General features: G+C 74.2%; 12 protein-coding genes. 8 read left to right on the top strand and 4 right to left on the bottom strand.

The features are described 5' to 3' along the window. Nucleotides 1–40: 40 nt before the first annotated feature. Both ABZ318_RS03010 and ABZ318_RS03005 read right to left on the bottom strand, forming a co-directional pair. Nucleotides 41–1,183 (bottom strand): NADH-quinone oxidoreductase subunit D, encoded by a 1,143-nt coding sequence (locus ABZ318_RS03010; RefSeq protein WP_356900734.1) that lies wholly within the window; start codon nucleotides 1,181–1,183, stop codon nucleotides 41–43. Between the two features lie 4 nt (nucleotides 1,184–1,187). After that, a complete protein-coding gene (locus ABZ318_RS03005) occupies nucleotides 1,188–2,207 on the bottom strand; it encodes an SAM-dependent methyltransferase (RefSeq protein WP_356900733.1) in 1,020 nt (339 codons plus the stop codon). Nucleotides 2,208–2,303: 96 nt separating this feature from the next. Between ABZ318_RS03005 and ABZ318_RS03000 the strand changes: the two genes are divergently transcribed. Together ABZ318_RS03000 and ABZ318_RS02995 are read left to right on the top strand one after the other, a co-directional pair. Then, nucleotides 2,304–3,509, top strand: a complete 1,206-nt coding sequence (locus tag ABZ318_RS03000) for a sensor histidine kinase (protein ID WP_356900732.1) — start codon at nucleotides 2,304–2,306, stop codon at nucleotides 3,507–3,509. Nucleotides 3,510–3,531: 22 nt separating this feature from the next. Beyond that, nucleotides 3,532–4,206 (top strand): response regulator transcription factor, encoded by a 675-nt coding sequence (locus ABZ318_RS02995; protein WP_356900731.1) that lies wholly within the window; start codon nucleotides 3,532–3,534, stop codon nucleotides 4,204–4,206. Nucleotides 4,207–4,244: 38 nt separating this feature from the next. Here the strand turns inward: ABZ318_RS02995 and ABZ318_RS02990 are convergent, their stop codons facing one another. Then, the gene (locus ABZ318_RS02990; protein WP_356900730.1) at nucleotides 4,245–5,333 is read right to left on the bottom strand and encodes a DUF5937 family protein; all 1,089 of its coding nucleotides are present in this window, start codon (nucleotides 5,331–5,333) and stop codon (nucleotides 4,245–4,247) included. 132 nt (nucleotides 5,334–5,465) lie between these two features. Here ABZ318_RS02990 and ABZ318_RS02985 point away from each other — a divergent pair, with 132 nt between their 5' ends. Further along, nucleotides 5,466–5,708, top strand: coding sequence for a hypothetical protein (locus ABZ318_RS02985; protein ID WP_356900729.1), 243 nt, complete (start codon nucleotides 5,466–5,468; stop codon nucleotides 5,706–5,708). A gap of 87 nt (nucleotides 5,709–5,795) precedes the next feature. On the opposite strand, the gene ABZ318_RS02980 is transcribed toward ABZ318_RS02985, so the two are convergent. After that, nucleotides 5,796–6,968 (bottom strand): beta-eliminating lyase-related protein, encoded by a 1,173-nt coding sequence (locus ABZ318_RS02980; RefSeq protein WP_356900728.1) that lies wholly within the window; start codon nucleotides 6,966–6,968, stop codon nucleotides 5,796–5,798. 126 nt (nucleotides 6,969–7,094) lie between these two features. Here ABZ318_RS02980 and ABZ318_RS02975 point away from each other — a divergent pair, with 126 nt between their 5' ends. From ABZ318_RS02975 to ABZ318_RS02955, 5 genes are read left to right on the top strand one after another with little or no spacing between them, the layout of a single operon-like run. Then, nucleotides 7,095–8,072 (top strand): DUF2520 domain-containing protein, encoded by a 978-nt coding sequence (locus ABZ318_RS02975; protein ID WP_356900727.1) that lies wholly within the window; start codon nucleotides 7,095–7,097, stop codon nucleotides 8,070–8,072. Beyond that, nucleotides 8,069–9,124 carry a pantoate--beta-alanine ligase gene (panC, locus tag ABZ318_RS02970; RefSeq protein WP_356900726.1) on the top strand — a complete coding sequence of 352 codons (1,056 nt, stop codon included), beginning with the start codon at nucleotides 8,069–8,071 and terminating at the stop codon, nucleotides 9,122–9,124. The genes ABZ318_RS02975 and panC overlap by 4 nt, the downstream gene beginning before the upstream one ends. Next, entirely contained in the window at nucleotides 9,121–10,818 is a 1,698-nt protein-coding gene (locus tag ABZ318_RS02965) for an L-aspartate oxidase (RefSeq protein ID WP_356900725.1), read from the top strand. Before panC ends, ABZ318_RS02965 begins: the two co-directional genes overlap by 4 nt. Beyond that, nucleotides 10,819–11,838 carry a carboxylating nicotinate-nucleotide diphosphorylase gene (gene nadC, locus ABZ318_RS02960; RefSeq protein ID WP_356900724.1) on the top strand — a complete coding sequence of 340 codons (1,020 nt, stop codon included), beginning with the start codon at nucleotides 10,819–10,821 and terminating at the stop codon, nucleotides 11,836–11,838. Then, nucleotides 11,838–12,644 carry a type III pantothenate kinase gene (locus ABZ318_RS02955; protein WP_190155747.1) on the top strand — a complete coding sequence of 269 codons (807 nt, stop codon included), beginning with the start codon at nucleotides 11,838–11,840 and terminating at the stop codon, nucleotides 12,642–12,644. Before nadC ends, ABZ318_RS02955 begins: the two co-directional genes overlap by 1 nt. The last annotated feature ends 23 nt before the right edge of the window (nucleotides 12,645–12,667 follow it).

The raw sequence follows: 12,667 nt of genomic DNA, 5'->3' as shown, positions 1-12,667 counted from the left end.
CACCGCCCCAGCGGAACGATTGCCCACAACGGGTGGGGCGCTACTTGTCGATGTCGCCCACGACGAAGAAGAGCGAGCCCAGGATCGCCACCATGTCCGCGACCAGCGTCCCCGGCAGCAGTTCCACCAGCGCCTGGATGTTGTTGAAGGACGCCGAGCGCAGCTTCAGCCGGTACGGGGTCTTCTCGCCCTTGGACACCAGGTAGTAGCCGTTGACGCCGAGCGGGTTCTCGGTCCAGGCGTACGTGTGCCCCTCCGGCGCCTTGAGCACCTTCGGCAGCCGCTGGTTGATCGGCCCCGGCGGCAGCTCGGCCAGCCGGTCCAGGCAGGCGTCCGCCAGGTCCAGGGAGTTGTGCGTCTGGTCGAGCAGGCACTCGAACCGGGCGAGGCAGTCGCCCTCCTGCCGCACGGCGACCCGCAGGGTGTCCTGGAGCTCCCCGTACGCGAGGTACGGCTCGTCGCGGCGCAGGTCGAAGTCGACACCCGAGGCGCGGGCGATGGGCCCGGACACCCCGTACGCGTGGACGGTCTCCGGGCTGAGGACGCCGACCCCGCGCGTACGGCCCCGGAAGATCTCGTTGCCGAGGACCAGCCGGTCGTACACGTCCATCCGCGACCGGACGTCCGCGACGGCCTGCCGCGCCCGCCCAAGCCAGCCGGCGGGCAGGTCCTCCTTGAGGCCGCCGACCCGGTTGAACATGTAGTGCATCCGGCCGCCGGAGACCTCCTCCATCACCGCCTGGAGCTCCTCGCGCTCCCGGAAGGCGTGGAAGACGGGGGTGATCCCGCCCAGTTCGAGCGGGTACGAGCCGAGGAACATCAGGTGGTTGAGGACCCGGTTCAGCTCGGCGAGGAGCGTCCGCGTCCACACGGCCCGCTCCGGGACCTCCATGCCGAGCATCCGCTCGACGGCCATGACGACGCCGAGCTCGTTGGAGAAGGCGGACAGCCAGTCGTGGCGGTTGGCCAGCATGATGATCTGCCGGTAGTCCCGCGCCTCGAAGAGCTTCTCGGCACCGCGGTGCATGTAGCCGATCACCGGCTCGGCGTGCCGGACGACCTCGCCGTCGAGCACGAGCCGGAGCCGGAGCACGCCGTGGGTCGAGGGATGCTGCGGCCCGATGTTCAGCACCATGTCGGTGCTCTCCGCCGCGCCGCCGATTCCGACCGTCGTCTCCGTCATGCGGTCAGTATCCCCTGCCGTCCCGGGGCCCCGGCCTCCTGCCCGAGGGGCGGACCCGGCAGCTCAGCCAGAGGAAGTCGCCGAGACCGCCGCGGGCGGTGAGCTCGGCCGCCTCTCCGGCGGAGGCGAGCGCGCGGACGTAACCGGCGGGGTCGGTCGATGCGAGCGCGAGCGGCGGCCGTCCCCCGGACACCCCGAGCCGCCCCAGCGCCTCCCGCTGGGTGACCAGCTCGGCGACGGCGAGCCCGTCCCCGGCCGGCAGGTCCCCGCACGCGTCCAGGGCCACGTGGGACGTCACGTCGCAGCTGCCGTCCGGGACCGGGGGGACCTCGCGGCCCGCGCGGAAGCCGGTCAGGGACCCGAAGGGCGGCCGGGCCTCCCGTACGTGCGCGTAGTCCACGGCCACCGCGCGGCCCGCCGCCAGGGAGGCGACCGCCGCCGCCCAGGCCTCGTCGCGGGGCCGCCCGATCTCGGCCCGCGCACCCGGCTCCCGCAGCGGCCACCAGCGGGCCAGCCAGTCGGCGTCCGGCCCGGAGACGGGTGCGCCGAGCCGCTCCGTGCCGTCCGCGCGGACCTCCACGTACCGGACCGTGCCCGTCGCGTCCGCCTCGGCGACGTCCACCGGCACGTTGTCGAGCCACTCGTTCGCGAAGAGCAGTCCGCGCACGCCCCGCGGCACCCGGTCCGTCCACTCCACCCGTGGGTCGAGCCCGTCCGGGCGGGCGGCGCGCTCGACCGCGTACGCCCGCACCGCGAGCGAGGACCCGACGACCGCGAGCACCGACGTCAGCAGCTCGCCGCGGCCCGCGCCCACGTCCACCAGGTCGACCTCGGCGGTCCCCAGCTCCTCCGCGACCTCGCCGAGCAGCCGGGCCACGGCCGCCGCGAAGAGCGGGGAGGCGTGCACCGAGGTGCGGAAGTGCCCCGCCGGGCCCTCGGGGCGCAGGTAGAAGCCCCCGGGGCCGTACAGCGCCCGTTCCGTGGCCTCCCGCCACCCCTGCCACTGACACGTCTCATCCGTCACGTGCCCCAGTGTCCACCTCGGGGAGTAGGGGCCCGGCGCCAAGGATCGACCCCACGGTTGATCCCCGCACCCGTCCCTTTCCCTACTCTGGGTGACGTGCAGCGCCTCTACGACTTCATCCGCAGACACCCGACGGGCGTCGACGGCTTCTGGGCCGTCGTCCTCCTCGGGTTCTCCGCGCTGTGGGTGGTGTCGACCGGACCCACCACGGGCAGCGCCGCCGGGTACGCGATCGTCGCCGTGCTCTTCTCCCTGGTCGTGGCCCTGCGCCGGCGTGCCCCGGAGAAGATGCTGGTGCTCGCGGTCGCGCTGGGCGTCGCCCAGCTCGCCTTCGGCCTGGTGCCGTTCATGGCCGACTTCGCCATGCTCGTGATCATCTTCACCGTCGCGGCGCACGACGGACCCCGCTGGGCGTCCAGACTCGCGCTCATCGGCGGACTCAGCGCCTCCACGCTCTCGCAGCTCAGATGGCCCATGGAGGAGGGCGCGAACTCCGGCGCGGCCAAGATCTTCTTCACGATCATCATGACCGTGCCGTTCGCCCTCGCCTGGGTCCTCGGCGACTCGCTCCGCACCCGCCGCGCCTACTTCGCGCAGCTGGAGGAGCGGGCCTCCCGCCTGGAGCAGGAGCGCGAGGCCCAGGCCAAGGTCGCGGTCGCCGCCGAGCGCGCCCGGATCGCCCGCGAGCTGCACGACGTCGTCGCGCACAACGTGTCGGTGATGGTGGTCCAGGCCGACGGCGCCGCCTATGTCATGGACTCCTCCCCGGAGACCGCCAAGCAGGCCCTGGAGACGATCTCCACCACCGGCCGGCAGGCGCTCGCCGAGATGCGCAGACTCCTCGGGATCCTGCGCACCGGCGAGCACCAGGAGGCCGGGGAGTACGTGCCCCAGCCCGACGTGCGGCAGATCGAGGACCTCGTGGAGCAGGTCCGGGGCGCCGGCCTCACCGTCGACTTCGCGATCGAGGGGAGCCCGCGCCCGCTGCCCAGCGGCGTCGAGCTCACCGCGTACCGGATCGTGCAGGAGGCCCTCACCAACACGCGCAAGCACGGCGGGCCGGACGCGGGTGCCAGCGTGCGCCTCGTCTACTTCGACGACGGTCTCGGCCTGCTCGTCGAGGACGACGGCCGGGGCGCTCCGCAGGAGATGTACGAGGACGGGGGCGCCGACGGGCGGGGCCACGGTCTGATCGGCATGCGGGAGCGGGTCGGCATGGTCGGCGGCACCCTGGACGCGGGCCCGCGTCCGGGCGGCGGTTTCCGGATCAGCGCCCTGCTCCCCCTCAAGCCCGCTCACTGACGACCCCTAAGGAACTGACCTGATGTCCATCCGCGTGATGCTCGTCGACGACCAGGTGCTGCTGCGGACCGGTTTCCGCATGGTGCTCGCCGCCCAGCCGGACATGGAGGTCGTGGCGGAGGCCGGTGACGGTGTCGAGGCCCTGGAGGTGCTGCGTTCCACGGCGGTCGACGTCGTCCTGATGGACGTGCGCATGCCGAAGCTGGACGGGGTGGAGACGACCCGGCGGATCTGCTCGCAGCCGGATGCTCCGAAGGTCCTGATCCTGACGACCTTCGACCTCGACGAGTACGCCTTCTCGGGCCTGAAGGCCGGTGCGAGCGGCTTCATGCTGAAGGACGTGCCGCCGGCGGAGCTGCTCGGTGCGATCCGCTCGGTGCACAGCGGGGACGCGGTGGTGGCGCCCTCGACCACGCGCCGGCTCCTCGACCGCTTCTCGCCGATGCTGCCGTCCTCGGGGAAGGAGCCCCGGCACAAGGGGCTGGAGCGGCTGACGGAGCGGGAGCGCGAGGTGATGATGCTGGTCGCGCAGGGTCTGTCGAACGGCGAGATCGCCGCCCGGCTCGTCCTCTCCGAGGCGACGGTGAAGACGCACGTGGGCCGCATCCTGACCAAGCTGGGCCTGCGCGACCGGGTCCAGGTCGTGGTCCTGGCGTACGAGACGGGCCTGGTCCGGGCGGGCGGCGGCGCGGTCTAGGCCCACCCCCGGAGTCGGGTCCTACCTGGAGTCGGGTCCTAGCGGAGCACCGACTCCAGGAAGTCGCTGCCGAGGCGGGCGACGACGGACACGTCGAGCTGGTGGAGCACGTACCGGCCGCGGCGCTGGGTGGTGATCAGCCCGGCCTTCTTCATGACCGCGAGGTGGCGGGAGACCTCGGGGGCGGTGATGTTGTACGCGTCGGCCAGCTCGCTCGTCGTGCTGGAGCCCCGGGCCAGGCTGCGGCAGAGCCGCATCCGCATGGGGTGGGCGACGGCCTCCAGGCGCAGCTTGACCGCCTCGACGGAGGCCGCGCCGCCGAGGTCGCGGGCGGGGATGGGGTACTGGACGACGGGCTGCCAGCCGGGGGTGTGGAGGGCGAAGAGGTGCGGCCAGCCGAAGGCCGTCGGCAGGAACGTCACCGCGGTGCCCTCGGCGCTCGTCCGGCCCTGGACCAGCTTGTCGACGACGATCCGGGAGCCGTGCCCGTCCTCCTCCAGGCTCATCGCGGGGGAGGCGTCGGCGACGGCCTCGGCGAGCCCCTTGCGGCGCATCAGCTCCGTCTTGTGGCGGGCGTCGGCGGCGAGCTGGACCCGGACGCGGCGCCAGGTGTCCGCGAAGAAGGCCTCGTCGCAGTCCTCCAGGAGCCGCCGGATCCACGCGCGCGTACCGGGCGGGTCGGCGAGCATCCGTTCCACGAACGCGGTCTGACGCGGGCCGCGGGCGGCGGCCAGGTCGAGGGCGCGACGGCGCATCCGCTCGTCGACGAGCGGCGAGGGGGCGCCCTGGGCGTAGTTGCTGTTGCAGGAGATCTCCAGAGCGGAGCCCACGAACTTCTCGTCGTCCATGAGGTCGAGGTCGTCCAGCTCCTCCGCGAGGGTCTCCCGGGGCCGCGCCGTCAGCAGGATGTCCGAGCGGGTGGTGTTCCACATGAAGTCGGCCTCGTGGAGCCGGTCCGCGAGCTCCGGCTTCAGGGCCGCGGTCGTGGTGGTGGTCCAGGCGTGCAGCCGGGGGTGGTGCGTGGGCTGGGAGAGGGCGTGCAGGGCGGCGCCCAGCTCGGCCAGCGGCGAGGGGCAGAAGGTGATCCGCTCGTGCGGCAGTCCGGTGATGTCGATGGTCACGCTCACCCGTCCATGGTGCGGGGCGGGACGGGGGAGCTGTCGTCCCGTTTGACGGGGGTCGTCAATCGGCGGGCCCCGGATTGACGGGGGGCGTCAATCCGGGGGCCGGGGCGTGGCGGCGCGGCGCACGGTGAGGGCATGAACGCGCTGCACCAGCACCTCTTCGACGCCTACCGTGCCGCCCGGCTCGGCGAACCGACGCCGCCGGCGCCCGGCACCCACGACGTCGCCGTCCTGCGGGCCGTCCGCGACCGCCGCCGCTTCGAGCGGGTGGTGGCGGGCCGCAGGGCCGGTGGCGGGCTGCGCCTGAGCATCCGCAGGGCCGGCGGCGGGCTGCGCCTGCGCCTCCGCGCGGCCCTGCGCCACCGCTGGCCGTCCTGACGGCCTGCTCCGCCGCCGACCGTCCTGACGGCCTGGGGAGGCCCACCGTCCTGACGGCCTCCGAAGCCCCGGCCGGTCAGGACGGCCTCACCTCTCGACGCGTGCCAGGAAGTCCCGTACCGCCTCCTTCACGTCCTTCGCCGTCCACTCCAGGCCGGGGCCCGTCACCGTCAGCTCCGTGACCGCGACGCCCGGGGGACCGCCCGCGCCCGGGGCGAACCAGCGGCGGAAGAAGGCGGCGCCGGTGTCCTCGGTCTGGGCGAGGGCCGCCGCCGTCAGGACGTCCGGCTCGTACGGCAGCCAGACCTGGAACTGGTGGGTGTGCGGAGCCTCCGGGTGGACCCGGGACCAGCCGGTGCCCGCCTCCGCGAACGCCTCCCGGACCGCGTCGGCCACCACGCGCGCGTGCGCCACGTACGAGGGCAGCCGGGGCAGCTCGACATCCAGGCCCCGGAGCGCGGAGAGCGCCGCCGGGTACTGCTGGAAGACCATCCCGCCGTACCGGTGCCGCCAGGTCCTGGCCTCCTCCATGACCTCCTCGGGGCCGGCGAGCGCGGCCCCGGACATGCCGCCGAGGGACTTGTAGAACGAGACGTACACGCTGTCGGCGAGTCCCGCGATCTCCGCGAGCCCGCGGCCGAAATGCGTCGTGGTCTCCCACAGCCGGGCCCCGTCGAAGTGGACCACCGCGTCCCGCTCCCGGGCCGCCTCCACCACCTCGGTCAGCTCCTCCCAGGACGGCAGCACGAAGCCGGCGTCCCGCAGCGGCAGCTCCAGCATCAGCGTCCCGAAGGGCTCCGGGTGGTTCCGCACCTCCTCGGCGGTCGGCAGCCGGGGCGCGCCGGTCGGGTGGACCGTGCGGAGCCCCGAGACAGCCCCGAACGCCCCGTTCTCGTGGACCTCGGGGTGGGCGAGCGGGTGGAGGGCGACGACGGGGCTGCCGGTGCGCCCGGCCCAGCAGCGCAGCGCCGCCTGCTGGGCCATGGTGCCGGTGGGGAAGAAGACGGCGTCGGGGAGGCCGAGCTCCTCGGCGACGCGCCGCTCCAGCTCCTCCACGAGACCGTTCCCGTACGTGTCGACCGGGGCGTCCTCGTGGCCGGCGGCCCGGGCCCAGGCGGTCAGTTCGCGCAGCCGCGAGCCGACCGTGCCGTCGATCGAGGTGTCCCACAGGCGGCGCTCGGCGCTGCCCCACACCTTCGCCCGGTGGAGCCGGGCGGCTTCCTCGTCCACAGGAGTCTCCGCAGGAGTCACAGGATTCATGGGCCGATCATCACACCACCGCCCACACCCTGTGGACGGTCCACGGGGCGCCGCGAAACGCTGGCGTAGCATGACCAGAAATCGTCCGGTACCCGCCGAGGACTGGAACGGAAGGCCGTCCCCACCGTGAACGCACCAGCAGCGCCAGAGTCCAGAGCATCGGAGCCCCGGGCCGAGGACCGACCCGCCCGGCTCACCGTCGGAGTCGTCGGCGCCGGCCGTGTGGGCCCCGCCCTCGCCGCCTCGCTCCGGCTCGCCGGGCACCGTCCCGTCGCCGTCTCGGCGGTCTCCGACGCCTCCCGGCGGCGCGCCGCCGAACTCCTGCCCGACGTCCCGGTCGTCGAGCCCGCCCGAGTCCTCGCCCTCGCCGACCTGGTCCTGCTGACCGTGCCGGACGACGCGCTGCCCGGACTGGTCGAGGGCCTCGCCGACACCGGGGCCGTACGGCCGGGCCAGCTGCTCGTCCACACCTCCGGGCGGTACGGGGCACGGGTCCTGGACCCCGCCCGCCGGGCCGGCGCCCTGCCGCTGGCCCTGCACCCCGCCATGACCTTCACCGGCACCGCCGTCGACGTCCAGCGGCTCGCCGGCTGCTCCTTCGGGGTGACCGCGCCCGAGGAGCTGCGGCTCGCCGCCGAGGCGCTGGTGATCGAGATGGGCGGCGAGCCCGAGTGGATCGCGGAGGAGGCCCGGCCGCTCTACCACGCGGCCCTGGCCCTCGGTGCGAACCACCTGGTCACGCTGGTGGCCCAGTCGATGGAGCTGCTCCACAAGGCCGGGGTCGCCGCCCCCGACCGCATGCTGGGCCCGCTCCTGGGCGCCGCCCTGGACAACGCCCTGCGGTCCGGGGACGCGGCCCTCACCGGGCCCGTCGCGCGCGGGGACGCCGGCACGGTCGCCGCCCACGTGTCCGAGCTGCGCAAGCACGCGCCCGGCACCGTGTCCGGCTATCTGGCGATGGCCCGCACGACCGCCGACCGGGCGCTCGCGCACGGCCTGCTCAAGCCCGAGCTGGCCGAGGACCTGCTGGGTGTGCTGGCCGAGCCCTCGGGTTCCGCCCACCCCGCAGACCCCGCCGACGGGCCGCAAGGAGACGACCGATGACCCTGTTCGCCAAGAAGGCCGCCGGCCGGTACGAGCCGGCCGAGCTGCTGCCCACGGTGGAGGACCTGGAGTATGCGGCGGCCCACTGGGCGACGCGCGGGAACACCGCCGTGGTCATGACCATGGGCGCCCTTCACGAGGGCCACGCCACCCTGATCCGGGCCGCACGCGAGCGCGTCGGCGCCGAGGGCTTCGTCGTCGTCACCGTCTTCGTCAACCCGCTCCAGTTCGGCGCCGGCGAGGACCTCGACCGCTACCCCCGCACCCTGGACGCCGACCTCGCGCTGGCCTTCGAGGCGGGCGCGAGCGCCGTCTTCGCGCCCTCCGTGGACGAGGTCTACCCGGGCGGCGAGCCCCAGGTCCGGATCACCGCCGGACCCATGGGCGAGCGGCTCGAAGGCGCCTCCCGGCCGGGTCACTTCGACGGCATGCTGACGGTCGTCGCCAAGCTGCTCCACCTCACCTCGCCCGACCTGGCCTTCTTCGGTCAGAAGGACGCCCAGCAGCTGGCCCTGATCCGCCGCATGGTCCGCGATCTGAACTTCCCCGTCGAGATCGTCGGCGTGGAGACCGTCCGCGAGGCCGACGGCCTGGCCCTCTCCAGCCGCAACCGCTACCTCTCGGCCGGGGAGCGCCGGACGGCGCTGTCGCTGTCGCGCGCCCTGTTCACCGCCCGTGAGCGGCTCGCCGCCCAGGAGGCGCTGCGCGCGCGTGCCGCCTCGCTGCCCGGCGCCCAGGGCCGGGCCGAGAACCGGGCCGAGGCGCTGTCGCGGCTCGGCGAGGCCCGGGCCGCCGCCGACGCGCACGCGGTCGCGCAGGCCGCCGAGGGCGGCTGCGCCGAGGCCGTACGGGCCGCGGCCCGCGCCGTCCTGGACGAGGCCGCCAAGGCCGAGCCGCCGCTCACCCTCGACTACCTGGCCCTCGTGGACCCGGCCGACTTCACCGAGGTCGCCGACGGCCATGACGGGGAGGCGATCCTCGCCGTCGCCGCGCGCGTGGGGAGCACGCGGCTCATCGACAACATCCCCCTGACCTTCGGAGCCACCAAGTGACCGGAATACGGCTGCACGCACCCGCGCCGGGCTGGGCCATCGACGCCGACGTCGTCGTGGTCGGCTCGGGGGTCGCCGGCCTCACCGCCGCCCTGCGCTGCACCGCCGCCGGGCTCCGTGCGGTCGTCGTCACCAAGGCGCGGCTCGACGAGGGCTCCACCCGCTGGGCGCAGGGCGGCATCGCGGCCGCGCTCGGCGAGGGCGACACCCCCGAGCAGCACCTCGACGACACCCTCGTCGCCGGTGCCGGGCTGTGCGACGAGCGGGCCGTGCGGACCCTGGTCACGGAGGGCCCCGACGCCGTCCGCCGCCTGATCGCGACCGGCGCCGACTTCGACAAGACAGCCGACGGCGAGATCGCGCTGACCCGGGAGGGCGGCCACCACCGCCGCCGGATCGCCCACGCGGGCGGGGACGCGACCGGCGCCGAGATCTCCCGCGCCCTGGTCGAGGCGATACGGGACCGGGGCGTGCGCACCATCGAGCACGCCCTCGTCCTGGACCTCCTGACGGACGCCGAGGGCCGTACGGCGGGCGTGACCCTGCACGTCATGGGCGAGGGGCAGCACGACGGCGTCGGGGCCGTCCACGCGCCCGCGGTCGTCCTCGCCACCGGCGGCATGGGGCAGGTCTTCTCCGCCACCACCAACCCGGGCGTCTCCACCGGCGACGGCGTCGCGCTCGCGCTGCGGGCCGGGGCCGAGGTCTCCGACCTGGAGTTCGTCCAGTTCCACCCCACGGTGCTCTTCCTCGGGGCCGGCTCCGAGGGCCAGCAGCCGCTGGTCTCCGAGGCGGTACGGGGCGAGGGCGCCCACCTGGTCGACGGCGACGGGGTCCGCTTCATGCTCGGGCAGCACGAGCTGGCCGAGCTGGCGCCCCGGGACATCGTCGCCAAGGCGATCACGCGCCGGATGCAGGAGCAGGACGCCGAGCACATGTACCTCGACGCCCGCCACTTCGGCGCCGAGATGTGGGCGGAGCGCTTCCCGACGATCCTGGCGGCCTGCCGCGCCCACGGCATCGACCCGGTGACGGAGCCGATCCCGGTCGCCCCGGCCGCCCACTACGCCTCCGGCGGCGTCCGTACGGACCTGTCGGGCCGGACGACCGTTCCCGGGCTCTACGCGTGCGGGGAGGCCGCCTGCACGGGCGTCCACGGCGCCAACCGGCTCGCCTCGAACTCGCTCCTGGAGGGCCTGGTCTTCGCCGAGCGGATCGCCGAGGACGTCGTGGCGCGCGCCCCCGGCCGCGGCCCGGCCGTCCCGGTGGAGCACCCGGCCCCGGTGGTCCTGCCGCTGCTCGACCCCGGCGCCCGGCGCCGTATCCAGCGCACCATGACGCTGGGCGCGGGAGTGCTCCGGTCCGCCGCGGGCCTGCGCACGGCCTCCGGGGAGCTGGACGCCCTCCACATCCCGCCCGTGTCCGGCGAGGCCGGCGACCGGAAGTCCGCCGAGCCGGGCGTCGAGTCCTGGGAGACCACCAACCTGCTCGCCGTCGCCCGCCTCCTGGTCGCGGCGGCGTCCCGCCGCGAGGAGACCCGCGGCTGCCACTGGCGCGAGGACCACCCCGACCGGGACGACGCCCGGTGGCGCAGGCACCTCGTCGTCCACCTCACCCCGGAGCGGACCCTCGACGTCCGCACCACCGAGACCTCCGACCTTCCCCCCACCGTCGACGCCCCCAGGGAGCCGTAAGTGAGCACGCCCGAGGAAGCCCGTCCCGAGCCCGTGGACGTCCCTCTCATCCAGATCAACACGGTCTCCGACGAGGAGCCCGACGGCTGCGGCGAGGGCTGCGCCTGCGGCGACGGCGAGGAGTTCGAGTGCGGGCTCGACCCCGCCCTCGCGGAGCTGCTCGCCGAAGCCGGTCTCGACCCCGTCCAGGTCGAGGACATCGCGCACCTGGCGATCGCCGAGGACCTCGACGGCGGGGTCGACGTCACGACCGTGGCGACCGTCCCCGAGGAAGCCGTCGCCACGGCCGACTTCACCGCCCGCGAGGCCGGTGTCGTGGCCGGTCTGCGGGTCGCCGAGGCCGTCCTGTCGATCGTCTGCACCGACGAGTTCGAGGTCGAGCGGCACGTCGAGGACGGCGCGCGCGTGGAGGCCGGGCAGAAGCTGCTCAGCGTCACCGCCCGCACCCGCGACCTGCTCACGGGCGAGCGCAGCGCGCTCAACATCCTGTGCCGCCTCTCCGGCATCGCCACCGCCACGCGCGCGTGGGCGGACGCGCTGGAGGGCACGAAGGCGAAGGTCCGCGACACCCGCAAGACGACGCCGGGCCTGCGTGCCCTGGAGAAGTACGCGGTCCGCTGCGGCGGCGGCGTCAACCACCGCATGTCGCTCTCCGACGCCGCCCTGGTGAAGGACAACCACGTGGTGGCGGCCGGCGGCGTCGCCGAGGCCTTCAAGGCCGTCCGCGAGCTGTTCCCGGAGGTGCCGATCGAGGTCGAGGTCGACACGATGCACCAGGTCCGCGAGGTCCTGGACGCGGGCGCCGACCTGATCCTCCTCGACAACTTCACCCCGCTGGAGACCGAGGAGGCCGTCGCCCTGGTCGCGGGCCGCGCCGTCCTGGAGTCCTCGGGCCGGCTGACCCTGGAGAACGCGGCGGCGTACGCGGCGACCGGCGTGGACTACCTGGCGGTCGGCGGCCTCACCCACTCCTCCCCGATCCTCGACATCGGCCTGGACCTGCGCGAGGTGCGGGCCTGATGCTGCTCACCATCGACGTCGGCAACACGCACACGGTGCTCGGTCTCTTCGACGGCGAGGAGATCGTCGAGCACTGGCGGATCTCCACGGACCCGCGCAGGACCGCCGACGAGATGGCGGTCCTGCTCCAGGGCCTCATGGGCATGCACCCGCTGCTGGGCGTCGAGCTGAGCGACGGCATCGAGGGGATCGCCATCTGCGCGACGGTCCCCTCGGTGCTGCACGAGCTGCGCGAGGTGACCCGCCGGTACTACGGGGACGTGCCGGCGGTCCTGGTGGAGCCGGGCGTGAAGACGGGGGTGCCGATCCTCACGGACAACCCCAAGGAGGTCGGCGCCGACCGCATCGTCAACGCGGTCGCGGCCGTCGAGCTGTACGGCGGTCCGGCGATCGTCGTGGACTTCGGCACGGCGACGACGTACGACGCGGTCAGCACGCGCGGGGAGTACGCGGGCGGCGCGATCGCGCCGGGCATCGAGATCTCGGTGGAGGCCCTGGGCGTCAAGGGCGCCATGCTCCGCAAGATCGAGCTGGCCCGGCCGCGCAGCGTGATCGGCAAGAACACGGTCGAGGCCATGCAGTCGGGCATCGTCTTCGGGTACGTGGGCCAGGTCGACGGCGTCGTGGCCCGGATGAAGCGGGAACTGGTCGGGCCGAAGGGCGACCCCTCCGACGTCACGGTGATCGCGACCGGCGGCCTGGCGCCTATGGTCCTCGCCGACTCGAAGGAGATCGACGCGCACGAGCCCTGGCTGACCCTGATCGGTCTGCGCCTGGTCTACGAGCGGAACGTGTCCCGCATGTAGGGGTGGGTTCGGCGCGCCGCGAT

The organism is Streptomyces sp. NPDC006197 (genome assembly GCF_040613865.1).
GTDB lineage: Bacteria > Actinomycetota > Actinomycetes > Streptomycetales > Streptomycetaceae > Streptomyces.
This window is presented reverse-complemented; position numbering and strand designations above follow the sequence as displayed.

What these genes read in the sequence shown, in the direction of transcription:
- ABZ318_RS03010 (WP_356900734.1), bottom strand. Translation starts at nt 1,183, where the DNA reads ATGACGGAGACGACGGTCGGAATCGGCGGCGCGGCGGAGAGCACCGAC.
- ABZ318_RS02995 (WP_356900731.1), top strand. Translation starts at nt 3,532, where the DNA reads ATGTCCATCCGCGTGATGCTCGTCGACGACCAGGTGCTGCTGCGGACC.
- ABZ318_RS02985 (WP_356900729.1), top strand. Translation starts at nt 5,466, where the DNA reads ATGAACGCGCTGCACCAGCACCTCTTCGACGCCTACCGTGCCGCCCGG.
- ABZ318_RS02980 (WP_356900728.1), bottom strand. Translation starts at nt 6,968, where the DNA reads ATGAATCCTGTGACTCCTGCGGAGACTCCTGTGGACGAGGAAGCCGCC.
- panC (WP_356900726.1), top strand. Translation starts at nt 8,069, where the DNA reads ATGACCCTGTTCGCCAAGAAGGCCGCCGGCCGGTACGAGCCGGCCGAG.
- ABZ318_RS02955 (WP_190155747.1), top strand. Translation starts at nt 11,838, where the DNA reads ATGCTGCTCACCATCGACGTCGGCAACACGCACACGGTGCTCGGTCTC.